The sequence below is a fragment of the Corallococcus exiguus genome (assembly GCF_009909105.1).
Classification (GTDB): Bacteria; Myxococcota; Myxococcia; order Myxococcales; family Myxococcaceae; genus Corallococcus; species Corallococcus exiguus.
Genome location: NZ_JAAAPK010000015.1, coordinates 184,454 through 207,475, shown reverse-complemented (window position 1 = coordinate 207,475; position 23,022 = coordinate 184,454). Strand labels below are relative to the sequence as shown.

The window sequence follows — 23,022 nt, the reverse complement described above, 5'->3', positions numbered from 1 at the left end:
GCGCTTCCGGCTTGCGTGCGGCTCCTTCTTGAAAACGTGCTGGGTCCGGTTCTTTTAAATGACCTTACGGATCGTCATTCGAACAGGAGCACGTCGTGCACCCAGCGGTCACCGGGGGAGGCCTGGAGCCAGGCTTGCCGCTCGTCGCGCAGGGCCACGCTGGGCAAGGCGCCCGCGTGGATGCGCTCGCGCACGTCGTTGAAGAAGCGGCCCGCGGTGTCCGGGATGTCCACCGTGGCGGCCAGCACCGCGCGCGCCCCGGCGTCGAGGAAGGCCACCGGCAGGCTGAAGGACTCGTGCGGGAAGGGCGCGGTGCGCGCGGCGCCGCATGCGGCCAGGAACACCAACGGTGCCTTGGAGAGCCCGTGAGCGCGCACCTGGTTGGCGGTGAGCGCGTACCGGCCATCCTGCTCCGGGGCCAGCATGAGGAGCGAGGCGTCCGACAGCTCCGGGCTGAACACGCCGTGCGTGTGGATCTCCACCTCGGTGGCGGTGGCCATCGCCTCCAGCACGCGCGATGGCGTGGCTCGCGCGCCCTCCAGCATCACGCGCCGGGCGTCTTCCCCAGGGGGATGCGACATCGGAGGCAGACGCGGAAGGCCCAGGGCCGCGGGCGTGTCCACGTTGGAGACAACCAGGTGCTCGCCGCTGTCCACCGGCGGAAGAGGGCCCACGGTCGCGTGGCCTACCCGGTAGCTCCAGGCGATGTCCGGCGGGAGCAGCCGGGGCAGGCCATTCACGGGAGGCGGGGCCAGCACCTGCACCTGCTCACACCCGCGCAGCGCTTCCTGTAACGCGGGCGGTACCAGCCCGGAGGCGTCCTGGCCGAGCGGCGCCGTGCGCGTTTGGGTGAAGTCCCCGTGCACCGCGCCCGAAGGGCCACGCGCCACCGCGAGCGTGCGCTCGTGCTGCACCGACACCGCGAGCACGCAGCGCTCCGGCACCTCGGTCACCTGGAACTGGCGGCCCGCGAGGGCGAGCGCCTCCACGAACGCGCCCGTGCGTCCGGCGTCGGAGATGAGCGCGGCGGAGGCGCGGGCCTGGGCGCGGCGGGCGTACACGTCGCCGGGCCACTGCTCCGCCTGCGTGAGGACGCTCCGCAGCAGGGCGCGTCCAGCGGTGGGGTCGCGCTCCAGCTCGAACTCGCCCTGGATGGAGTCCAGCAACGCGCGTTCACCGGGGCGAGCCTGGCCCTGCCTCAGTCCGGAGAGGGCACGGGACAGCGCGTCCGCCGCGCCGGGCATGGGGCCGAAGCGGGCCAGGTCCGCGAGCACGCCCGCGCCATTCAGCCCCAGCGGCAGGCCGGACTCCATCGACTGCTCCAGGTGCTGGCGGGCCTCGTCCACGCGGAAGTCCATCCACGCCAGGGTGGCCAGGTTGCGGTGCACGTAGTTGAGCTGCGTGCGGTCGTCGGGCACGCGCGCCAGCGACTCCCTGAAGTACGCGCTCGCGGTGGGGGCGACGTGGTGGAAGCGCGCCACCTGCGCCAGCTCCTGGAGGAACAGCCGCTCCTGCTGCCATTCTCCCTGCTTCTTCGCCAGCTGCCAGCCGCGCAGCGCGTGTGCGTGGGCCTCGGCGGGGCGGTGCAGCTCGCCCAGGTACATGTCCGTGAGCCACGCGTGCAGGTCGGCGCAGCGGTAGTCCAGCCGCTCCGCCGCGCACGTGCGCAGCGCCTCCCGCACGCGCGCCTCCGCCTTCCACCACTGGCCGTCGCGCACCTCCTGGTTGGCGCGCTCGCGTTCGGCGATGAGGTGGAACCACGGGTCGCCCAGTCCGTCCGCGGCGCGAGCGAACACCGCCACGTCCACGGGCCGTCCCGCCGTGAGCTCGTACCCGAGCGCGCCCACGTACAGGTCGTCCTCGCCGGAGCGCCGCAGTGTCTCCAGGAAGGCCGGAGGGAAGGGCGTCCTGCCGCGCACGGACCGCGCGTAGTCCCGGGCGAGCGGTTCTCGCTTCTGGAAGTCCCGCGCGGCCACGCGGGTGACGGTCGCGTGCAGCACCGTGCCGCCGCCATAGGCCCGGTCCAGGGTGTCCGCCAACGGCAGCAGCCGCAGCGCCGCGTCCTTCGAGGGAGCCGCGCGGACCGCGTCGTAGAAGGCCAGCCGGACGATGCCCGGAAGGTTCGCGGCCTCCTTCAAAGGCAGCGGCGCGTTGGAGTCCGCCATCAGGTCCTGCGTCGCCGCGAAGGCCTGCTTCCAGGCGCGGCCCCGGGCCAGCGTCTGTTCCCGCAAGAGGCCCGCATGGGTCCGCGCCTCCGCGCTCCAGCCGGGCTCGCCCAGCTTCGCCACGGCGTCGAAGGCATCCGCCGCGAGCAGGGGCAGGTCCAGGTTCCGCAGGACCAGCGCGTGGTTCCACAGGGCCTGTGGATGGTCTGGCTGCTTGCGGAGCACGTCCTCCAGCACGGCCAGGGCCTCGTCGAGCGCCGTCTGTTCGGAGGCCCCGGCATGGGCCAGCGCCAGCGCGACCGCGCGGTCGGAGTCCACGTCCGGGGAGGCGGCCGCGTTGCCCAGGTAGTTCAGGGCCTGCCGCGCGTCGCCCGCAAGCAGGTACGCGGAGGCGATGCCCCGCCAGTCCTGCCGGTCCTCCATCCGGGCCAGCTCCCGCAGCGGTAGCGGCGCCGCCGCGGGAACCCCTCCGCGCATGGGCACGTAGGGGCGGTGTCCATCCAGGGGGACGGAGGTCAGCCGGGCCTCCAGGGGCCGGGTGGGCTCCGGCGCGGACCACGGCGAGGGGGGCTCTCGCGTGACGCGCGTCGACCAGATGCTCACGGCGGCCAGGGCCAGGGCGAACGCCCCCAGGTGACTCCAGTGGGGGCGCTGGCGGCGCGGATGCGGCGGCGGTGCCATGACCTCGGCGGGCTCGGATGGGGGGAGGGGCCACGGGGCTGGGGGAATCCCCGTGGCCTCGGGAGTCGGCGGCGCCTTCGTGTGCGCCAGCCGTCCGAGGATGTCCGCCTGCAGCAGGTCATGGAGCCGCACGCCGCACGCCTCGCAGGAGGCCAGGTGCGCGCGGAAGTCCTCGTGGTGTTCGAGGGGCAGCTCCCCGTCCACGAAGGCGGGGAGGTGGGGGCAGTGGACGTTCATCAGCTCCCCAGCTTCCGACGGGCCTCGGCCATGTCGCGAAGCTGGTCACGCAGCTTCAGCCGCGCGTGGTAGAGCCACGTGCCCACCGTGCCCACGGGCGCCCCGAGCCGGCGGCCGATCTCCGCGTGGCGCAGCCCCTCCGAGTGCAGCTCGAAGGTGCGGCGCAGGTTGAAGGGCAGCGCCGAGACGGCCTTGAGCAGCTCCGGCTCGGTGATGAACTCCCACAGCTCCTGGTCCCGTGACTCCGGCTCCTCGAAGAGCTTGTGCACGTTGCCCAGGTTGATGGCGGTGGTGGCTTCCGTGCGCGAGCGGCGGCACTGGTCGAGGAAGCGGTTGTGCAGCACCCGCACCAGCCACGCGCGGCGCGCCGGCTCCGCCCAGCCGCGCAAGGTGTCCCACTTCAGCAAGGCCCGCAGCAGGACGTCTTGGAGCAGGTCGTCGCAAGCAGTGGCATTCCCCCCGCAGATGTTCCGGGCGACCGCCATCAGGATGGGCTGATGACGGACCGCGAAATCGGCGTACTCCATGTCGGAAGTGTCGAGTTCTTCTCTCACGTGCAGCCCCCAGTGCCGGTACTTAAAAGAAAACGTGATAGGTTTGATTCCTTTAAAACCTTGTTAAAGCCTTACGGATGGGGGGATTTGGCTGACAACTCTTGTGTCCCGGAGGGGTTTTTCTGGATTGCACCGCGCGTGTGGGTGTGGGGGATGAAAGCCATTCCGTTTGTCTGGGGTGCATTTGACTGCGTGGCGTAGGGTCCGGAGCCATGGCGCGACCCGCGAAGACACCGAAGCCCGTGGAGCTGGGAGACATCGACCTGCCAGAGGGGGTGTTGCTCATCCTGGACCCGGGCCTGGGGCGCTTCTGGCGGCATGACGCGGAGCCGGTGTCGCCCCGGAAGAAGGCGCCGCCGGAGCACGACCTGCTCATCACCGGGCCGGACGCGGACGCGGCGGGCCAGGCCTACGACCGCGAATTCGACTCTCGCTTTCTCTTCGACCGGAAGGACCCGGCGGACGCGGCGGCGCACTTCGAGGGGTTCGCCCGGGAGCGGGGCTTCGATGCGCGCGCGGAGGTGCTGGCCGCGCGGATTCCGCACACGGAGCGGGCGCGGCTCGCGTTGGAGCATGGAAAGGGATTGGGGGTTGTGAAGTACAACGGCCTGTGGGCTGTGGTCGTGGGAAACCTGCCCTCAAGTCGTGGGTTGAAAGTGATTGGAATGCCCATGCCGCCGGGAGAGTTCGGCGGGCGTTGGCGGTCCATCGACATCGTCGTGGACGGGGAGGCGGAGGCGGCCCGGTCGGAGCAGGTGTCCGGGGTGATGGTGGACCACGGTCAATTGCTGTTCGCCGGGTTGGGCCCGATGGGACGGTTCCGCATGTGGGAGCCGGAGGACGGGCTGGCGGACTATGTGTTTCACGGCAGGGACGCGCCGAAGCTCGCGAAGGAGCTGGGCGCGAGCGACCTGGGCGATGGACTGTATGGGTGGAAGGACCTGCCCATGGACCGGGTGGGGGAGAAGGCCACGCCGCTGCAGGAGCGCCTCGAGAAGGACGGGCTCGCGGTGGGGGTGGACTACCGGCCGCACTGCAACCTGGAGAAGTTGAACGCCGGGCTGCGTGAGAGCGAGGAGGACACGGCCTCGCTGGTGTTGGACGGCGCGCGCGTGGTGGGATGTGGGAACCGCTGGGGGGACGGCATCTTCACGGTGAGCCGGCACCTGGACGCGAAGGGGCGGACGGTGCGCGTCCGGGTGGAGCTGGGCACGGAGGAGCGGCAGAAGTTGCTGCGAGGCATCCGGCTGCGTCAGCGCAAGGCGCTGGTCACGCGCTTCATCACGGAGAACGGGGAACCCATCCGCTTCGCGGAGCGCTCGAAGCCCGCGGCGGAGGAGGACAGCGGCTGGCTCTTCACCTCGGGCCTGGAGACCGAGGAGTACATGGAGGAGAGCGGCAACGCGGTCATCGTCCCGCTGCGCTCGTTGCTGGGCCGGGACAAGGAATTGGACGCCATCCTGGACGCGCCGGTCGGCGCGGTGTTCCGGCGCGAGGGGAACGGGTTCGTTCCGGAGGAGTGAGCCGCCATCGAAAGATCCGCTGATTCCGTCTGAATCCCCGCTCTGCCATTCCGAGCGGGGCGGACGCATCTTGCGGTCATGACCCACGAACATTCCGCACACGCGCCGGTCCATGGCTTTGGAGCCGACCGCGCGGCCCATTACGACGCCCAGGCGGCGGTGAGCCTCGCTGGCTACCAGGCGGCATACGAGCTGGGCGTCAGCGCCCTGGCTGCCCGGTTGGACGGACAGGAGACGGCGTCCCTGCTCCACGTGGGCCTGGGAACGGGAGCGGAGCTGGTGCCCTATCTCCGCTTCAACGTGCCGGGCTGGCGCTTCACGGGCGTGGAGCCCTCCGGCCCGATGCTGGAAGTCGCACGCAAGCGCCTGGAGGCGGAGGGGCTGCTGTCGCGCACGCACCTGCACGAAGGCGAGCTGCGGACGTTGCCGCAAGGTCCCCCGTTCGACGGCGCGCAGTTGATGGGCGTGCTGCACCACGTGGAGGGAGAGGATGCCCGCGTCGAGTTGCTGCGGGAGGTGACACGGAGGCTCAAGCCGGGAGCGCCGCTGGTGTTGGGCTGCCGCATCGGCCAGGACCCCGAGTTGACGAACGTCGAGTTCCGGCGGCTGCGGACGTACGGAGTGCCGCTGGAGAAGCTGGAGGCCCGGCGTCAGGCCATGGCGAAGATGCAGCCCATCGAGTCCGACGCCGCGCTGTTCGCGATGTTCGCGCAGGCGGGACTGGTGGCGCCGAAGCCGCTCTTCGTCTCGCTCCAGTACAAGGTCTTCCTGGCGCGCTTCGAGCCCTGAGCGCGGCTTGGACCCCCGAGAGGCCGATGCTATGTCCCAGGTTGTATGCGAATCGCTCTACCTGGGACGTGGGCGTTGCTCGGGACGCTGCTCGCCGGCGCGGCCGTGGCGGAGGAGCACGAGCACGCCGTCATCCGGACGCTCGTCCTCCCCGAGCAGCCCGAGGCCGCGCCCCAGCGCATCTATGTGAAGGGGCAGGTCGTGACGGTCCTCCGCTTCGAGCAGGACCTCGCGCCGCTCCGGGCACGGCTGGTGGGCGGAGAGGGGCGGTTCGAGCCGGTGGGCGTCGTGGGCCGGAAGGTGGTGCTGGAGCCCCGGCGCGACCTGGCACCGGAGGAAGGCTTCTCCCTGCTCGTCACGTTGTCGGATGCGCGAGAGGTCCCCTTCCTCCTCCGTCCTCCGGGACGGCGCGAGCATGGAAGCGCGGACCAGCAGCTCAACGTCTACAAGGACCGGGATGGCTACGAAGCCATGGCTTCGGCGCTGGTGGACTCGGAGAAGGAGAACAAGACCCTCCGCGCGGAGAACGAGCGTTTCCGCAAGGAGGAGTCCTCCGAGGACCATGCGCTGGCGGCCCTGTTGACGGCGGAGTCCGAGGCGCAGACGCCCTTCAAGGGCGTGGAGCACTTTTCCGGGGCGGACGACGACGCGGAGCTGGAGGGCACGGTCTATCGCGGCAAGGGCAAGGCTGCGGTCGTGTTCAAGGTCAAGAACCTCCACGCTGTGCGCTCGTGGAGCATGAAGTCCGTCCGGTTGGTGGGCGTCGCGGATGCAAGGGAGAGATCGATCGCGGTGCGTTCTTCGGCGGCGGTCTTTGAGCCCGGGACGTCCGGAGTGATTGGTCTCGTCGTGGATGGAAGCGCCTTCCTGGATGGCGAGACGCTGACCACCCTGCGGCTGGAGCTGTACCGGCAGGATGGGCTCCTGCAGGCCATTGTTCAGTTGGATCCGGCCCTGTTGGGGAAGTAGGAACGCCGCATGACTTCCCGCCAATACGTGCTCGTGGGCTTGCTGGGCCTGTCACTGGGTTGCGCGACGACACCGGGTGACGTGCGGCTTCGCTCGGATGGCACTCCCATGGCGGAGAAGTGCTCGGAGAAGGCGCTGGAGGTCATGCAGTACCTGCGCCTTTATGTGGGAGAGTCCGCATGGGTACAGCTCGACGCGAACCAGAGTCGCGCGAAGTCCATCACGCTGTATGACGGGCCCATTGAAAGCGTGCTGGATCAGGATGTCGGCACGTTGGAAGCGCCGGTTCGGCTGTATGGCCGCGTGTGGACGGGCGGTGATCAGCCGGTCATCCGCTATTACGAAGCCCACTTCATGAATGGTGGGGGCAGGGTCCCCATCTGTGCGGTGGCGAGGCTGGGCTTTGGACAGTTGCGCAAGCGGCCCGAGTCCAAGCCAGGAACAGCCATCCTCGATTCAGCGCGCGCAGGCATGTACATCGTGGACGAGTTTCGCTGAGTTCCAAGCCGCAAGGGATTCGAGGTCGCATCAGAAAAGGCGGGACCCTGACCTCCCTGTTCCTGGAGCCGTACCGGCAGGATGGGCTGTGGCAGGCGGTTGTCGAGTTGAGCCCGAGCTTGCTCGGGAAGTAGGAACAGCCGCATGACCTCGCGTCGATACATGCTCGTGGCCTGGATGGGCCTGCTGGCCCTTCATCCGGGTTGTGCGACGACCCTGGGCGACGTCCGCCTTCATGCGGATGGAGCGCCCATGTCGGAGAAGTGCCCGGAGAAGTCGCTGGAAGTGATGCGGTACCTGCAGCTCTACGTGGGTGAAGCCGTGTGGGTCCAACTGGATGCGAACCAGAGCCGGGCGGAGCACATCACGCTTCACGACGGGCCCATCGAGAGCGTGTTGGACGAGGACATCGGAACGTTGGAGGCGCCCATGCGCCTCTACGGGCGCGTCTGGACGGGCGGAGAACAGCCGGTCATCCGGTACTACGAAGCCCAGTTCCTGAAGGGAAAGGACCGCGTGCCCATCTGCGCGGTGGCGAGGCTCGGCTTCGGACAATTGCGCAAGCGACCCGAGTCCAAGCCAGGAACAGCGATCCTCAACTCCTCGCGAGCGGGCGTGTACATCGTGGACGAGTTCCGCTGAGTCCCAAGCCGCCAGGGATTCGAGGCGGCATCAGATTTCCGAGGCCGTCTCCGCCGGCCAAGCGCGCGGAATCCCTGTGATGCCCCCCTGGTCCATGGCTTGCTCCGGGCATGAGGCTTCACGATTCCAAGGAGCCACGATGCGCTGGATGCAAATGCTGGGCGGTTGTCTGACGGTGATGGCCCTCGCGGCCTGTGGGTCGGACGGCGAGGGAGGGCAGGGGAGGCTGAAGCTGCGGGAGGGGCAGTCGCTGGACCTGGCGCAGGAGTGCGGAGTGGACCTGCCCCAGTGTCCCCAGGGCCTGTCCTGCCTCGTGCTCAAGCTGGACGGCGTGTCCAAGGCGCGCTGCGTGGATGATTCAAAGGTCTGCACCGAGTTCGTGTCCTGCACGGGCGGCACCCAGTGCGCCATCCTGGACTCATATCCCGGCCAGGTCGCCTGCTCGGGCAAGTGCACGTCGGACTGCGATTCGTCCGTGTCCAATTCGCCGTAGGCGCACGGCGGCTCCGTCCCCCATTTCACCTCGCAGGGGTGCACGGAGCCGGTTCGTGCACATTGCAACCCGGCCAGGAGGACAGCTCCCACAACCCCTCAGAACGTCTGGGCCTGACGGAGGCCCGCTCCGGTACGGCGGATGCTCATGCTCCTGGGGCCATGAGCTTCGAATACGCCGCAGGGACCGCGCTCGCGGTCCTCCTCTCCGTCTACCTCGTCTACGCCCTGCTCCGGCCCGAGCGCTTCTAGGAGCCCGCCATGACCCTCATTGGCTGGCTCCAGACCCTGCTGTTCTTCGCGCTCGTCCTCGCGCTGACGAAGCCCGTGGGCCTCTACCTCTTCCGTGTCTTCGAGGCCGACACCCAACCTCTGCCTCGCGTGCTCGGTCCCATCGAGCGCGCCCTGCTGCGCCTGTGCGGCGTGAAGCGCGACCAGGAGCAGACGTGGGTCCAGTACGCCGTCGCCCTGCTCGCCTTCAGCGCCGTGGGCCTCGTCGTCCTCTACGCGCTCCAGCGGCTCCAGCACGTCCTCCCGCTCAACCCCCAGGGCCTGCCCGCCGTGGGTCCGGCGCTCTCCTTCAACACCGCCGCCAGCTTCGTGGCCAACACCAACTGGCAGTCGTACGCCGGTGAATCCACGATGAGCTACGCCACCCAGATGCTGGGGCTGACGTGGCAGAACTTCGTCTCCGCCGCCACGGGCCTGGGCGTCGCGCTCGCCCTCGCGCGAGGCCTCACCCGCCGCCCCGGCCCCGAAGGCCGCAAGACCCTGGGCAACTTCTGGGTGGACCTGGTGCGAGGCACGCTCTACGTGCTCCTGCCCCTGAGCTTCCTCGTGGCCCTGTTCTTCGTGTCACAGGGCGTGCTCCAGAACCTCGCGCCATACTCCGAGCACACCACCGTGGAGGGCGTGAAGCAGACGCTCGCCTTCGGGCCCGTGGCCTCGCAGGAGGCCATCAAGATGCTGGGCACCAACGGCGGTGGCTTCTTCAACGCCAACAGCGCCCACCCCTTCGAAAACCCCACGCCGCTCACCAACCTGGTCCAATTGCTGCTCATCTTCGTGCTGCCCGCGGGCCTCACGTACACCTACGGAAAGATGACCGGCGACACGAAGCAGGGCTGGGTCCTCTTCGCGGCCATGTCCGTCCTCTTCCTCGTGGGAGCCACCGCCAGCTACGCCGCCGAGTCCCAGCCCAATCCCGCGCTCGCCTCCGCGAACGTCGTCCAGGCCGGGAACCTGGAGGGCAAGGAGACGCGCTTCGGCGTCGCGGCCTCCACGCTGTTCGCCACCGTCACCACCGACGCGTCATGCGGCGCGGTCAACGCCATGCATGACAGCTTCACGCCGTTGGGCGGGCTGGTGCCCATGGTCAACATGCAGCTGGGCGAGGTCATCTTTGGCGGTGTCGGCGCGGGCCTCTACGGCATCCTCGTGATGGCGGTGCTCGCGGTCTTCATCGCGGGCCTGATGGTGGGCCGGACGCCGGAGTTCCTCGGCAAGAAGATCGAAGCGCGCGAGATGACGCTCGCGATGCTGTACGTGCTCGTCTTCCCGCTGGTCATCCTGGGCCTGTCCGCCGTGGGCGCGGTGCTCCCGCAGGGCACGTCGTCGCTCAACAACGCGGGGCCGCACGGCCTGTCCGAAATCCTCTACGCGTTCACCAGCGGCGTGGCGAACAACGGCAGCGCCTTCGCCGGCCTCAACGCCAACACGCCGTTCTGGAACATCAGCCTGGGCGTGTCGATGCTCGCGGGCCGCTTCCTGATGATGGTGCCGGTGCTGGCGCTGGCGGGCTCGCTCGTGGGCAAGAAGGCCGTGGTCCCCGGGCCCGGCACCTTCCCCACGGACGGCGTCCTCTTCACCGGCCTGCTCGTGAGCGTTGTCGTCGTCGTGGGCGCGCTGACGTTCTTCCCCGCGCTGTCCCTGGGCCCCATCGTCGAGCACTTCCTCGGCGCGGCCGGAAAGGTGTTCTGACCATGGCCCCCGCAAGCAAACAGGCCTCGCTGTTGGACCCCGCGCTGCTCAAGCCCGCGGTCTGGGAGAGCCTCAAGAAGCTCCACCCGCGCGACGTGGCCCGGAACCCGGTGATGTTCGTGGTGTGGGCCGGAAGCCTGCTCACCACGGTGTTCGTCCTCAAGGACCTGACGGTCTCTGGGGAACCCACCGCGCCCATGTGGTTCACCGTGTCCGTGATGCTGTGGCTGTGGTTCACGGTCCTCTTCGCCAACTTCGCCGAAGCCGTGGCGGAGGGCCGAGGCAAGGCCCAGGCGAGCGCCCTGCGCCGCATGCGTCAGGACACCCAGGCCCGCCGCCTCACCCACGACGGCCGAGAGGAACGCGTCGGAGCCCCCGCCCTGCGCAAGGGCGACCGCGTGGTGTGCGAAGCCGGAGACGTCATCCCCGGCGATGGCGAGGTGCTGGAGGGCATCGCCAGCGTGGACGAGTCCGCGGTCACCGGCGAGTCCGCCCCCGTCATCCGCGAGTCCGGAGGCGACCGTTCCGCCGTCACCGGAGGCACGAAGGTGCTATCCGACCGCATCGTCATTCGCATCAGCGTGGATCCGGGAGAGTCGTTCCTCGACCGGATGATCGGCCTGGTGGAGGGCGCGGCCCGCAAGAAGACGCCCAATGAAATCGCGCTGCACATCCTGCTGGTGGGCCTCACGCTGGTGTTCCTGATGGCGTGCGTGACGCTGGTGCCGCTGGCGCTCTACTCGGGCGTGCCGCTGTCCGGCACGGCGGTGGTGGCGCTGCTGGTGTGCCTCATCCCCACGACCATCGGCGGCCTCCTGAGCGCCATCGGCATCGCCGGCATGGACCGGCTCCTGCGCAAGAACGTGCTCGCGCTCAGCGGGCGAGCGGTGGAGGCGGCGGGGGACGTGGACACGCTGCTGCTCGACAAGACGGGCACCATCACCCTGGGCAACCGCATGGCCACGGAGCTGCTGCCCATGCCGGGCGTGCGCGCGGAGGAACTGGCGGAGGCCGCGCAGCTCGCGAGCCTCGCGGACGAAACGCCGGAAGGGCGCTCCGTCGTCACGCTGGTCAAGGACACATACAAGATGCGTCCGCGCGAGCTGCGAGCGCATCAGGCCACGTTCGTCCCCTTCACCGCGCAGACGCGCATGAGCGGCTGCGACCTGGTGGACCCGCACCCGCGCAGCATCCGCAAGGGCGCGGTGGACGCCATCGTCCGCTACACGCAGGCGCAGGGTGGCACCGTGCCGGAGGCGCTGACCCAGGTCTCGGGTCGCATCGGTGACGCAGGAGGCACGCCGCTCGCGGTGGCGGACGGCGCTCGGGTGCTGGGCATCATCCATCTGAAGGACGTGGTGAAGGGCGGCATCAAGGAGCGCTTCGACCGCTTCCGCGCCATGGGCATCCGCACGGTGATGATCACCGGCGACAACCCGCGCACCGCGGCGGCCATCGCGAGAGAGGCCGGCGTGGACGACTTCCTGGCGGAGGCCACCCCGGAGGCGAAGCTCGCGCTCATCCGAGCGGAGCAGGGCAAGGGCAAGCTCGTGGCGATGACGGGTGACGGCACCAACGACGCGCCCGCGCTGGCCCAGGCGGACGTGGGCGTGGCGATGAACACCGGCACCCAGGCCGCCAAGGAGGCCGGCAACATGGTGGACCTGGACTCCAACCCCACCAAGCTCCTGGAGGTGGTGGAGGTGGGCAAGCAGTTGCTGATGACGCGAGGCACGCTGACCACGTTCTCCATCGCCAACGACGTCGCGAAGTACTTCGCCATCCTCCCGGCGCTGTTCATGGGCGTCTTCCCGCAGATTGCCCCGCTCAACGTGATGGGGCTGACGTCGCCGTTCAGCGCCATCCTGTCCGCCGTCATCTTCAACGCACTCATCATCGTGGCGCTCATCCCGCTGGCGCTGAAGGGCGTGCGCTACCGCCCGCTGGGCGCGGCGGCCCTCCTGCGCCGCAGCCTGCTCCTCTACGGCGTGGGCGGCGTCATCGTCCCGTTCGTGGGCATCAAGGTCATCGACGTGCTGCTCACCACCGTGGGCCTGGCCTGAGCACACAAGAAAGGAACATCCATGGTCTCCGCGCTCCTCACCGCCCTGCGCGTCAGCGCCGTCACGCTGGCCCTCACGGGCGTGCTGTACCCCCTGACCGTCACTGGCGTGGCGCAGGTGTTGTTCCCGAATGAAGCCAACGGGTCGTTGGTGAAGGACGACCGCGGCCAGGTGGTGGGCAGCGCGCTCATCGCCCAGGGCTTCACTCAAGCCGACTACTTCCAGCCGCGCCCCTCCGCCGCCGGCACGGGCTGGGACGCGACGGCCTCCAGCGGAAGCAACCTGGGGCCCACGTCCCAGAAGCTCCGAGACCGCGCGGTGGCCGAGGCGGACCGGCTGCGCCGAGAGAACCCCGAGGCGGAAGGCCCCGTGCCCGGCGAGCTGGTGACAGCGTCCGCGTCCGGGTTGGATCCGCAGGTGTCGCCGGAGGCGGCGCTGTGGCAGGTTCCCCGCGTGGCGCGAGCGCGAGGCGTGGACCCGGCGCGCGTGAGGGCGTTGGTGATGTCCCGGGTGGAAGGACGAACGTTCGGCGTGCTGGGAGAGCCCCGGGTGAACGTGCTCACATTGAACCTCGCGATGGACCGTCAGTTCGGCGGACCCGCGCCCACGGCCTCCCGGTGAGGAGAAGGCAGGCATGACGACGCGGCGTCCTCGCGCGGAGGATTTCCTGGAGCTGGTGGAGCGCGGCCGGCGCGGCCGGCTGAAGCTCTACATCGGCTTCGCGGCAGGCGTGGGCAAGACGTTCCGCATGCTGGAGGAAGCACACGCGCTGAAAGCGCGCGGCGTGGACGTGGTGCTGGGCTTCGTCGAGACCCACGGTCGTCCCGAGACGGAGGCACTGGTCGCCGGCCTGGAGGTCGTGCCGCGCCAGCGCATCACGTACCGGGACGTCACCGTTGAGGAGCTGGACCTGGAAGCCATCCTCGCGCGCAAGCCGCAGGTGGCCATCGTGGACGAGCTGGCCCACACCAACGCGCCCGTGTGCCGTCACCGCAAGCGCTACCAGGACGTGCAGGAGCTGCTGGCCGCGGGCATCAACGTGATTGGTGCCTTCAACGTGCAGCACCTGGAGAGCCTCAACGACCTGGTGGAGCGCAACACCGGCGTCACCGTGCGGGAGACGCTGCCGGACAGCTTCCTCAAGACGGCGGACCAGGTGGTGAACCTGGACCTCGCGGTGGAGGACCTGCACGAACGGCTCAAGGCGGGGAAGATCTACGCGCCGGACAAGGTGCCGCACGCGCTGGAGCGCTTCTTCACCGGAGACAACCTCTCCACGCTGCGCGAGCTGGCCCTGCGCGAGGTGGCGGAGAGCCTGGACCGGGCCACCACGGGCAGGCAGGCCCTGGCAGGCGAGGACCCGTCCCAGAAGGGCGGCGCGTGGGGCCGGGTGCTGGTGGCCCTCTCCAGCCATCCGCCGCGCGCGGCGACGCTGTTGCGACGGGGTTCACGCATGGCGGGCCGGCTCAACACGGACTGGTTCGTGGTGTACGTGGAGACGCCGCGCGAGGCGCCGAACCTCATCGACGCGGAGGCGCAGCGGCACCTGCTGACGAACATCGAGAAGGCGAAGGAGCTGGGCGCGGAGGTGGTGCGCCTGCGCTCCAGTGACCCGGTGGCAGCGTTGCTGGACTTCGCCCGCTCGCACGGCGTGGGGCACATCATCATCGGCCGTTCGAACCAGGCGAAGTGGCGCCAGCGGTTGGGGATGACCGCGGACGCGCGCCTCTTGCGGGAAGGGGAGGGCTTCGACATCCACGTCGTGTCCTTCGAATCCCACGAGGAGAAGCGCCCATGACGCTGCGCTCGCGTCTGCTGCTGGCCCAGGTGCCACTGGTGCTGGCGTTGCTCTTCCTGGGAGCCACGGCCGTCATCACCCTGGCGCGAGTGGGCCGCTCCGGTCAGCAGGTGTTGGAGGACAACTATCGCAGCGTGCTCGCCACCCAGCGCATCACGGAGCAGCTGGAGCGCATGGACAGCGCGGCGCTGTTCATCATCGCGGGCGAGCGCGAGCGGGGCATGACCCAGCAGGCCTCGCAGCGCCCACCGCTGGAGCTGGAGCTGGGCATCCAGCAGGGCAACATCACGGAGCCAGGCGAGGCGGAGGCCACGCAGCGGCTGCGCACCGCGTGGACGAAGTACCGCGAGGAGTTCGACGTCTTCCTCCAGGCACGGGGCCCGGAGGCCGCGCGCACGCGCTACTTCGAAGCGCTCTCACCGGCCTTCCAGGAGGCGAAGGCCGCGGCGGCGTCCGTCCTCGCGCTGAACCAGGACGCGATGGTGCGCAAGAACGACCGGCTGCGCCAGCAGAGCGAGCAGGTGAACACGTTGATGGTGCTCGCGGTGGTGGCTGCGCTGGGCTTCGGCCTGTTCTTCACCACGTCGCTGGTGCAGCGCGCGCTCCGTCCGGTGTCCGTGCTGTCACAGGCGGTGCGCCGCCTGGGGCAGGGCGACGTGGAGGCGCGAGCGGTGGTGGAGGGGCGCGACGAAATCGCCGGGCTCGCGCGGGACTTCAACACCATGGCGGAGCGGCTGGCGCAGTACCGCAAGAGCAGCCTGGGCGAACTGCTCCAGGCGCAGGCGGTGTCGCAGGCGGCCATCGACAGCCTGCCCGACCCCGTGCTGGTGCTGGGCGCGGAAGGCGGGCTGCTCAACGTGAACGCCGCGGCGGAGGACGTGCTGCGCCTGCGGCTGGACGAGGGCGGGGACGCGCTGGGCCGGGTGGAACCCGAGGTGCGCGCCGTGCTGGAGCGGGTGCGAGCGCACGTCGTGGGAGGAAGGGGCGCGTACCAGCCCCGGGGCTACGAGGAGGCGGTGCGAGTGGAGTCGTCTCCAGAGGGCGTCCGGTGGCTCCTGCCGCGAGGCAGCCCGGTGCACGGAGAGACCGGAGAAGTGGTGGGCGCCACGCTCATCCTCCAGGATGTGACGCGGCTGCGGCGCTTCGACGAATTGAAGAACGACCTGGTGGCCACGGTGGCGCACGAGTTCCGCACGCCGCTCACGTCGCTGCGCATGGCCATCCACCTGGTGGCCGAAGGCGTCGTGGGGCAGGTGACCGAGAAGCAGGCGGACCTGCTCTTCGCGGCGCGCGAGGACTGCGAGCGGTTGCAGGGCATCGTGGACGACCTGCTGGACCTGTCGCGCATCCAGTCCGGGCAGCTCCAACTGGACGTGCGGGAGGTGCGCACGGAGGAGTTGGTGGAGCAGGCGCTGGCCGCACAGCGCACGCTGGCGGAGGACCGGGGCGTGCGCCTGTCGCAATCCCTGTCACCGGACGTGGAGACGGTGCGGGTGGATCCAGACCGGCTGCACCTGGTGCTGGGAAACCTGGTGGGCAACGGAGTGAAGCACACGCCGCACGACGGCGAGGTGTCCGTGCACGTGTCGCGCGAAGGCACCCTCGTGCGCTTCGAGGTTGAGGACACCGGCGAGGGCATCCCCGCCCAGGAGCAGGCGCGCATCTTCGAGAAGTTCTACCGCGCCCCGGGCGCACCGGCGGGAGGCGCGGGCCTGGGGCTGTCCATCGCACGCGACATCGTCCAGGCCCACGGCGGCGAGCTGGGCGTGGTGAGCACCCCGGGCCAGGGCAGCACCTTCTGGTTCACGCTGCCGCAGCCTGAACAGGGCTGAAGCCCGCGGTCACATCGGCGCGGACGTCTCCAGCTGGCGCATCGCTTCCTTCCGCGCGTCGGAAGCGGAGCGGACGATTTCAGCGCTCGACTGACCGAACGCGTCCGCGTCCATCTTGCGCAGTCGGGGCACCACCTCGCGCTCCTCCTCCGCCATGTGTTGCGCGGCCACTGCCTCCAGTTGCCGCACCGTGGCCTCGCGGCGGCGCGGGTCGTGGCGGACGCGCAACAGTTCGGAGATCAGCTGGGTCATCTCCCCGTGCTCCTCCACCGCGAAGTCGATGCGCGGCCCTTCGACGACGGTCCGCGCGACGGGATACACCCAGCGCTCCTCGAGGGTGCTGTGCAGGGTGAGCGTTTCGGCCAGGCGCAGGCTCAGCTCCGGCTTCGCTTCGTCCGGCGCATGGTGCCAGGCCTCGAAGAGGGCCTCTGCGTCGCGGTGCTGCTGGATGAGCACGTCGATGAGGTTCATGACGGGCCAGGGTTCGCATGAGCGCGCAAGGGCGCAATCCACTCTCCAGGATGAGCGCCCCTGCACGCCCCGGCCGCCAGTGCCGGACTGCATGCACTGGCGCACAGGCCGCCTGCGTCACGTCTCCGCTTCGTACTTCTTGCGCTTGCGCCACAGCGTCGAAGCGTCGATGCCGAGCAGCCGGGCTGCTTCATCCAGCGTCGGCACGGACGCCATCACCCGAAGGGTGTGTTCGCGCTCCACCGCTTCCAGCGTGTGCGGCCCGCCCAGCGTCACCCCAGGCCCCACCGCGGACGCGATGCGCTCCGGGAACGCCTGCGGCTCCACGACGCCTGACGCGCCCACGATGAGCGCCCGCTCCAGCGCGTTGCGCAGCTCACGCACGTTGCCCGGCCAGGGGTAGGCCCGCAGCATCGCCTCCGTGGCGGGCGACAGCTCCGGGGCCGGACGCTGCGCGGCCTTCGCGAAGAAGGCGATGAAGCGGCGGGCCAGCGGGAGCAGGTCCTCCGGCCGCTCGCGCAGGGACGGGAGCTTCACCTCCAGGACGTTCAACCGGTACATCAGGTCCTCGCGGAAGCGACCCTCCGCCACGTCCTTCTCCAGGTCGCGGTGCGTGGCCGCCACCACGCGCACGTCCGCCTTGCGCGTGCGCCCCTCGCCCAGCCGTTCGAACTGCTTCTCCTGAAGGAAGCGCAACAGCTGCGCCTGGAGCGCGGGGCTCATCTCCGCCACTTCATCCAGGAAGAGCGTGCCCCCTTCCGCCTGCTCCACGCGCCCCGGCTGGTCCTTCACCGCGCCCGTGAAGGCGCCGCGCGCGTGGCCGAACAGCTCGCTCGCCAGCAGTTGTTCGGACAGGGTGGGGCAGTTGATGGTGACGAAGGGCCGCTTGCGCCGGGCGCTCATCGAATGCAGCGCCCGCGCGAGCACCCCCTTGCCCGTGCCGCTCTCCCCGCGCAGCAGCACGGATGCGTCGGACGTGGCCGCGCGCTGGATGAAGCCAATGGCCGCGTGCATGGCCGGCGACGCCGTCTCCAGCGTGGCCTCCGGCACCGCCTGCGCGAGCTGTCCCTCCAGGTCCCCCAGGTGCGAAGTCAGCTCACGCTGCGCCTTCGCGCGCTCCAGGACGTGGCGGATCTGCGCGGGGGTGAACGGCTTGGGCAGGTAGTCGCGCGCGCCGCGCTTCACCGCCTCCACGGCTGTGTCGAACGTCGCGTAGGCGGTGATGAGGATGACGTCCAGCGCGGGGGATTCGGCGAGCAGGCGGGGCAGCAGCTCCAATCCGGACGCGTTGCCCAGCCGCAGGTCCACGAACGCCAGGTCCGCCGGGCCTTGAGCGAGCGCCGCGAGCGCGGCCTCTGGTGTGGCGGCCTCGCGCACCTCGCAGCCCAGGCCTTCCAGGCACACCCGCAGGGTGTGGCGGATGTTTCGCTCATCGTCCACCACGAGCACCCGCATGGGGCGCTCCGTCGCCTCGGTACTGGCACGCACTTCCATGGGCACAGTCTAGGAGCACGCCGTGTGCCGGGCCCGTCTGTCGGATGCCGGGCGGCGCAAGCCCTGGGGGCGCACTGCATCCGGCACGATGTGCCCCGGATGGCGGTTGCAAGGTGCAACGCGGAACGGGCTGGTGTCTGCTGCGGCGTGGCCGTGCGGCTGGCACGCGCCATGGATGGAAGGGAGCCCATGAGCAACGAAGGGACGCCTCCGGACGAGGGGGGCGAGGAGAAGAACATCTTCGCGAAGGAGCTGGTCCCACCGCCCAGCATCTGGCTGCGCAAGGGCACCTGGCTGGCCCTCGTCTTCATATCGATGGTGGGCGTCTTCATCTGGCTCCAGGGCGGGGAGAACCGCGCGCTGGACGCCATGTCCCCCTCGCAGCGCGAGGCCCTCTTCTCGGACACCCGCGACGAGTTCCGCCTGCTCTGCCTGGCGGATGGCGGCGCCTCGCGCTGGCCCAAGAAGTGCGCGAATCACGCGGCGTTCCTCGTCCGCTTCTCCGAGTGCGACGACACCTGCCGCCGCGAGGTGGAGCCCTTCCTCCCACATCCCACCCGCTGAGCGCCGCCGAGCAGCCGGGGCAGGGCCTGTGTGGACGCACCCAGGCCACCGACACCGGCAGTGAAGCCCATGCCGGACGGCTGGAATGATCGCGCCAGGGTGCCTTCCGGGCCCCCTTTGTAGACGTGAGGCGTCCTCCACCGAAGGTCCCACCTGACAGGATGAAGTGTCCCGTATGACCCTGCGGGGCAATGCAGACCCGTTTGCAGGATATTTCAAGGGACGCGGGCTTGAGTCGGGGGGAGAGGTGTTGTCTATCCTACGAGTCCTGACGGAGCCCCGGTCCTCGGGGGAGCCCATTGGGGCCGCGGAAGGATGAGCGACAATGAGCTGGCGCAGCAGGCCCGGCGCGGGAGTACGGCCGCGCTTCATCGGGATGGGTGACATGGGCCCGCGAGGGGGTGCGTGATGGCGATGAGGCTCAAGCAGAAGATGATGGTGCTGCCGACGGTGGCGGCGGTGTTCCTGGTGGCCATCGTGGCGGTGACGGTGGTGCTGGGCGCGCGCACGCGGAGTGCCTCGGAGCGCATCGGTTCCAGCCTGGCGCCGTCGGTGAGCCAGGCGCAGACGTCCCGCGCCGGGTTCGCCGCGTTGCACCAGGACGTGGGCGACGCGGTGGCGCTGCACGCGGTGAAGCAGCAGACGCTGGACGCGCAGGTGACGGAGCTCCAGAAGGGGCTCACGGCGCTGCGAGCGTTTCCGGACGTGGATGGCCCGAAGGTGGAGGCGCTGCAGGGGGCCTTCACGCTCTACTGGCAGGAGGCGTCGCAGGTGGTGGCGCTGGCGGCGCGCAATGACGCGGCCGCGGAAGCCGCGTTCGCGAAGCTGGATCCCGCGTACCGGACGATGCACGCCGGCCTGGAGTCCGTGACGGCGCAGCAGGAGGCGTCGCAGCGAGAGACCTTCATGGAGGTGTCATCGCTGCACGGCATGACGCTGACGTGGGTGCTGGTGCTGGCGGTGACGTGCATCGTGGCGCTCGCGGTGGCCACGGTGTGGCTGCTGCGCGAGGTGACGACGCCTCTGGCGCGGCTGACGGCGACGGCGACTCGCATCGTGCGGGAAGGCGACCTGTCGCTGGCCATCGACACGAGCGCGCAGGATGAAGTGGGTGAGCTGGCGCGCAGCATCCAGACGCTGATGACGCGGCTGGTTTCGGTGCCCAACACGCTGCGCGCGGTGGTGACGGAGCTGACGGCGGCGGCGTCGCGGCTGAACGCGGCGAGCCACGAGCAGCTCAACTTCCTGACCAGTCAGTCGCGCAGCCTGACGGAGGCCAGCTCCACCATCGCGGAGATCGCCCAGACGTCCGGCATGGCGGCCAGCCGCGCGGAGATGGTGTTGAAGGTGGCGGCGCAGGCGGACGCGTATAGCGCCTCCGGGCAGGTGTCCATCGAGCGCAGCGCGGAAGGGTTGCAGCAGATCCGCGCGCGGGTGGGCGCGCTGGTGGGGAGCATTGGCGTGCTGTCCGAGCAGGCGGTGCACGCGGGTGAAATCATCGGCAGCGTGAAGGACCTGGCGGACCAGTCGAACGTGCTCGCGTTGAACGCGGCCATCGAGGCGGCGCGGGCCGGCGAGGAAGGCCGTGGCTTCGCGGTGGTGGCCAAGGAGATGCGGGCGCTGAGCAGCCAGTCGCTGCAGAGCACGCAGCGCATCGGGAAGATCCTCCTGGAGATCAACCAGGCCATCCGCGAGACGGTGGGCATCGCGGAGGAGGACAGCCAGAAGATGGAGGAGGGCATCGAGCAGGTGCTCTCGTCCGCCACGACGCTGAAGGACATCACCCAGGTGGTGCAGGAGAGCAGCCAGGCGGCGCGGCAGATCGTCGCCTCGGTGACGCAGCAGAACGCGGGCATCACGCAGATGACGGAAGTGGTGACGCAGCTGTCGGAGATGATGAGCGACGTGGTGATGGCCACGAGCAACGCCGAGCAGGCGGTGGGGCAGATCAACACCTCCCTGGGCAAGCTCCAGGAGCTGTCCACCACCTTCCGCGTCTAGCCGTCCAAGACAGCGTCAAGCAGGGCCCACGGGCCGCTCCGGAAACACCGGGGCGGCCTGTTGTGCATTGGAAGGAGGGCTGCCAGGACGTCACGTCAGGCGTAACTTGTATGCTACGCCCCGGATTGAAGCCTGGAGCCCTGCCATGCCCCCCACGGGATTCGACCGTTACTTCGAGAAGAAGCTCAATCGCCCGGCCTTCGCGGAGGCGTATGCGAAGGCGCGCGCCGAAGTGGATGCGGCGGACAGGCTGATTCGCGCCCTGGATGCGCGGCGCGAGGAGGCAGGCCTGAGCAAGGCGGACCTGGCCCGGAAGGCGGAGACCCCGCCAGAGGTCGTGCGCCGGCTGTTCACGGCCCCTTCCGCGAACCCCACGCTGTCGACGGTCACGAAGTTGGCCGCCGCGCTGGGGTGCCGCCTTCAGCTGGTGCCGGCCCCCGCCCGCCGCAAGGCAGTGCGGCCACGAGCACCTGCTCCCCGTGTCCGCCGCAAGTAGGGCGCGCCTCAGCCAAGCCGAGCGCTCCCGTCGAGAGAAGACGGGAGACCCTAGGCCCTACCTCTGACGTCACTCGCCCTGCATCAGGCCTGTGATGCTGCCGTCGGGATGGACCGTGACACGGCGGGCGGCGGGCTCTCTTGGCAGGCCCGGCATGGTGAGCAGCTCTCCGGTCAGCGCCACCAGGAAGCCCGCTCCCGCGGACAGGCGCACCTCGCGCACCGTCAACGTGAAGCCCCGGGGCCGGCCTGTCTTCGCCGGATCGTCCGACAGGGACAGGTGCGTCTTCGCCATGCACACCGGCAGCCCCGCGCCTCCCAGCGCCCGCGCAGTCTCCAGGTCCTTGCGCGCCCCTGGCGTGAAGGCCACGTCGTCGGCTCCGTACACCGTGCGCGCGATGGCGCGAATCTTCTCCTCCGGCGTCTGCTCCAACTCGTAGAGGAAGCGCGGCTTCGGCGGCGCCGCGTCCGTCGCGTCCAGCATCGCCAGCACCGTGTCCGCCAACTCCAGCGAACCCTCGCCGCCCTTGCCGAACCCGTCGCATACGGCAATGCCCACGCCCCTCGCCTTCGCGAACGCGCGCACTTCGTCCAGCTCTGCTTCCGTGTCCTGCGGGAACCGGTTCACGCACAACACCGCCGGCAGTCCGAACGCCGCCACCGACTCCAGGTGCTTCTCCAGGTGTCCGAAGCCCTTCAAGAGCGCCTCTCGGTCCGGCTCCGCCACCTGCGCGGCCGCCGCTCCGCCGTGGTGCTTCAGCGCCCGCAGCGTCACCACCAGCATCACGCCCCGAGGCCACACGCCCGCGCTCCGGCACTTGATGTCCAGGAACTTCTCCGCACCCAGGTCGAAGCCGAAGCCCGCCTCCGTCACCACCTCGTCCGCGTACGCGAGCGCCAGCCGCGTGCCCACCACCGACGAACACCCGTGCGCGATGTTGCCGAACGGCCCCGCGTGCACGATGGCCGGCCCGCCCTCGCGCGTCTGGGCCAGGTTCGGCATCAGCGCGTCCTTCAGCAGTGCCACCATGGACGCCGCCGCGTTCACGTCGTTCGCGCGCACCGGCGAGCCGTCCGGCGCCTGCCCCACCACGATGCGCCCCAGCCGCGCCTCCAGGTCCTTCAGGTTCTCCGCCAGCGCCAGGATGGCCATCACCTCGCTGGCGGCCGTGATGTCGAAGGACGTCTCGCGCGGCACGCCGTGCGCCTTGCCGCCCAGCCCCACGATGACGTTGCGCAGGAACCGGTCGTTCATGTCCATCGCGCGGCGCCAGCGCACCCGCGTGCCCTCCAGCACCACCGGGTGGCCGTAGTACACGGCGTTGTCCACCAGCGCGGACAGCAGGTTGTGCGCGCTGGTGATGGCGTGCAGGTCGCCGGTGAAGTGCAGGTTGATGTCCGCCGCCGGCTCCAGGCTCGCCTGCCCACCGCCGGTGCCGCCGCCCTTCACGCCGAAGACAGGCCCCAGGGACGGCTCGCGCAGCGCAGCCACCGCCTTGCGGCCCCGCTTGCGCAGACCCATGGCCAGCGCCACCGACATGGTCGTCTTGCCCTCGCCCGGGGGCGTGGGGTTGATGGCCGACACCAGCACCATGCGGCCCTGGCGCGAACCACGGCCCAGGGCGTCCAGCGACACCTTGGCGCGGTCGCGGCCCCAGGGGAGGACGTCTTCCGGCGCGAGACCCAGCTCGGCGCCGACTTCAGTGATGGGACGGAGCGTCATGGCGGGGGACTCTCCGCGTCCCGTCGGAGGAGGTCAACGCTCGCGACACGA

General features: G+C 69.9%; 20 protein-coding genes. 15 read left to right on the top strand and 5 right to left on the bottom strand.

Features of this window, described 5'->3' with window-relative positions:
* Positions 1 to 74: 74 nt before the first annotated feature.
* Together GTZ93_RS39015 and GTZ93_RS39010 are read right to left on the bottom strand one after the other, a co-directional pair.
* The gene (locus GTZ93_RS39015; RefSeq protein ID WP_161663315.1) at positions 75 to 3,083 is read right to left on the bottom strand and encodes a CHAT domain-containing protein; all 3,009 of its coding nucleotides are present in this window, start codon (positions 3,081 to 3,083) and stop codon (positions 75 to 77) included.
* Entirely contained in the window at positions 3,083 to 3,610 is a 528-nt protein-coding gene (locus GTZ93_RS39010; protein ID WP_167548668.1) for an RNA polymerase sigma factor, read from the bottom strand. The genes GTZ93_RS39015 and GTZ93_RS39010 overlap by 1 nt, the downstream gene beginning before the upstream one ends.
* A gap of 239 nt (positions 3,611 to 3,849) precedes the next feature.
* Here GTZ93_RS39010 and GTZ93_RS39005 point away from each other — a divergent pair, with 239 nt between their 5' ends.
* From GTZ93_RS39005 to GTZ93_RS38950, 12 genes are all read left to right on the top strand, one after another.
* Positions 3,850 to 5,160 (top strand): DUF2185 domain-containing protein, encoded by a 1,311-nt coding sequence (locus GTZ93_RS39005; RefSeq protein ID WP_139916190.1) that lies wholly within the window; start codon positions 3,850 to 3,852, stop codon positions 5,158 to 5,160.
* A 78-nt stretch (positions 5,161 to 5,238) separates the two neighbouring features.
* Positions 5,239 to 5,949: a methyltransferase gene (locus GTZ93_RS39000; RefSeq protein WP_139916189.1), complete on the top strand. Its 711-nt coding sequence runs from the start codon at positions 5,239 to 5,241 to the stop codon at positions 5,947 to 5,949.
* A 45-nt stretch (positions 5,950 to 5,994) separates the two neighbouring features.
* Positions 5,995 to 6,918, top strand: coding sequence for a DUF2381 family protein (locus GTZ93_RS38995; RefSeq protein WP_139916188.1), 924 nt, complete (start codon positions 5,995 to 5,997; stop codon positions 6,916 to 6,918).
* Between the two features lie 9 nt (positions 6,919 to 6,927).
* Positions 6,928 to 7,416 (top strand): hypothetical protein, encoded by a 489-nt coding sequence (locus tag GTZ93_RS38990; protein ID WP_139916187.1) that lies wholly within the window; start codon positions 6,928 to 6,930, stop codon positions 7,414 to 7,416.
* 144 nt (positions 7,417 to 7,560) lie between these two features.
* Positions 7,561 to 8,058 (top strand): hypothetical protein, encoded by a 498-nt coding sequence (locus tag GTZ93_RS38985; protein WP_139916186.1) that lies wholly within the window; start codon positions 7,561 to 7,563, stop codon positions 8,056 to 8,058.
* A 139-nt stretch (positions 8,059 to 8,197) separates the two neighbouring features.
* On the top strand, positions 8,198 to 8,551 hold the full coding sequence (locus GTZ93_RS38980; RefSeq protein WP_139916185.1) for a hypothetical protein: 354 nt from the start codon (positions 8,198 to 8,200) through the stop codon (positions 8,549 to 8,551).
* Positions 8,552 to 8,712: 161 nt separating this feature from the next.
* Entirely contained in the window at positions 8,713 to 8,802 is a 90-nt protein-coding gene (gene kdpF, locus GTZ93_RS38975; protein ID WP_120576322.1) for a K(+)-transporting ATPase subunit F, read from the top strand.
* Positions 8,803 to 8,811: 9 nt separating this feature from the next.
* Complete coding sequence (gene kdpA / locus GTZ93_RS38970) at positions 8,812 to 10,530, top strand: potassium-transporting ATPase subunit KdpA (protein WP_139916184.1); 1,719 nt, start codon at positions 8,812 to 8,814, stop codon at positions 10,528 to 10,530.
* Positions 10,531 to 10,532: 2 nt separating this feature from the next.
* Positions 10,533 to 12,593: a potassium-transporting ATPase subunit KdpB gene (kdpB, locus tag GTZ93_RS38965; RefSeq protein ID WP_139916183.1), complete on the top strand. Its 2,061-nt coding sequence runs from the start codon at positions 10,533 to 10,535 to the stop codon at positions 12,591 to 12,593.
* Between the two features lie 21 nt (positions 12,594 to 12,614).
* Positions 12,615 to 13,214, top strand: a complete 600-nt coding sequence (gene kdpC / locus GTZ93_RS38960; protein ID WP_139916182.1) for a potassium-transporting ATPase subunit KdpC — start codon at positions 12,615 to 12,617, stop codon at positions 13,212 to 13,214.
* 13 nt (positions 13,215 to 13,227) lie between these two features.
* Positions 13,228 to 14,391: a sensor protein KdpD gene (locus tag GTZ93_RS38955; RefSeq protein WP_126934226.1), complete on the top strand. Its 1,164-nt coding sequence runs from the start codon at positions 13,228 to 13,230 to the stop codon at positions 14,389 to 14,391.
* Positions 14,388 to 16,223, top strand: a complete 1,836-nt coding sequence (locus GTZ93_RS38950; RefSeq protein WP_139916181.1) for a HAMP domain-containing sensor histidine kinase — start codon at positions 14,388 to 14,390, stop codon at positions 16,221 to 16,223. Before GTZ93_RS38955 ends, GTZ93_RS38950 begins: the two co-directional genes overlap by 4 nt.
* A gap of 9 nt (positions 16,224 to 16,232) precedes the next feature.
* On the opposite strand, the gene GTZ93_RS38945 is transcribed toward GTZ93_RS38950, so the two are convergent.
* Together GTZ93_RS38945 and GTZ93_RS38940 are read right to left on the bottom strand one after the other, a co-directional pair.
* Positions 16,233 to 16,694 (bottom strand): hemerythrin domain-containing protein, encoded by a 462-nt coding sequence (locus GTZ93_RS38945; RefSeq protein ID WP_139916180.1) that lies wholly within the window; start codon positions 16,692 to 16,694, stop codon positions 16,233 to 16,235.
* Between the two features lie 117 nt (positions 16,695 to 16,811).
* Positions 16,812 to 18,149, bottom strand: a complete 1,338-nt coding sequence (locus GTZ93_RS38940) for a sigma-54-dependent transcriptional regulator (protein ID WP_139916194.1) — start codon at positions 18,147 to 18,149, stop codon at positions 16,812 to 16,814.
* 228 nt (positions 18,150 to 18,377) lie between these two features.
* Between GTZ93_RS38940 and GTZ93_RS38935 the strand changes: the two genes are divergently transcribed.
* The 3 genes from GTZ93_RS38935 (at position 18,378) to GTZ93_RS38925 (ending at position 21,249) form a co-directional block, all read left to right on the top strand.
* A complete protein-coding gene (locus GTZ93_RS38935) occupies positions 18,378 to 18,752 on the top strand; it encodes a hypothetical protein (protein ID WP_139916179.1) in 375 nt (124 codons plus the stop codon).
* 408 nt (positions 18,753 to 19,160) lie between these two features.
* Positions 19,161 to 20,753: a methyl-accepting chemotaxis protein gene (locus GTZ93_RS38930; protein ID WP_139916178.1), complete on the top strand. Its 1,593-nt coding sequence runs from the start codon at positions 19,161 to 19,163 to the stop codon at positions 20,751 to 20,753.
* Between the two features lie 145 nt (positions 20,754 to 20,898).
* On the top strand, positions 20,899 to 21,249 hold the full coding sequence (locus GTZ93_RS38925) for a helix-turn-helix domain-containing transcriptional regulator (protein WP_139916177.1): 351 nt from the start codon (positions 20,899 to 20,901) through the stop codon (positions 21,247 to 21,249).
* A gap of 69 nt (positions 21,250 to 21,318) precedes the next feature.
* Here GTZ93_RS38925 and GTZ93_RS38920 read toward each other — a convergent pair whose 3' ends face one another.
* The gene (locus GTZ93_RS38920) at positions 21,319 to 22,971 is read right to left on the bottom strand and encodes a formate--tetrahydrofolate ligase (RefSeq protein WP_139916176.1); all 1,653 of its coding nucleotides are present in this window, start codon (positions 22,969 to 22,971) and stop codon (positions 21,319 to 21,321) included.
* Positions 22,972 to 23,022 lie beyond the last annotated feature (51 nt).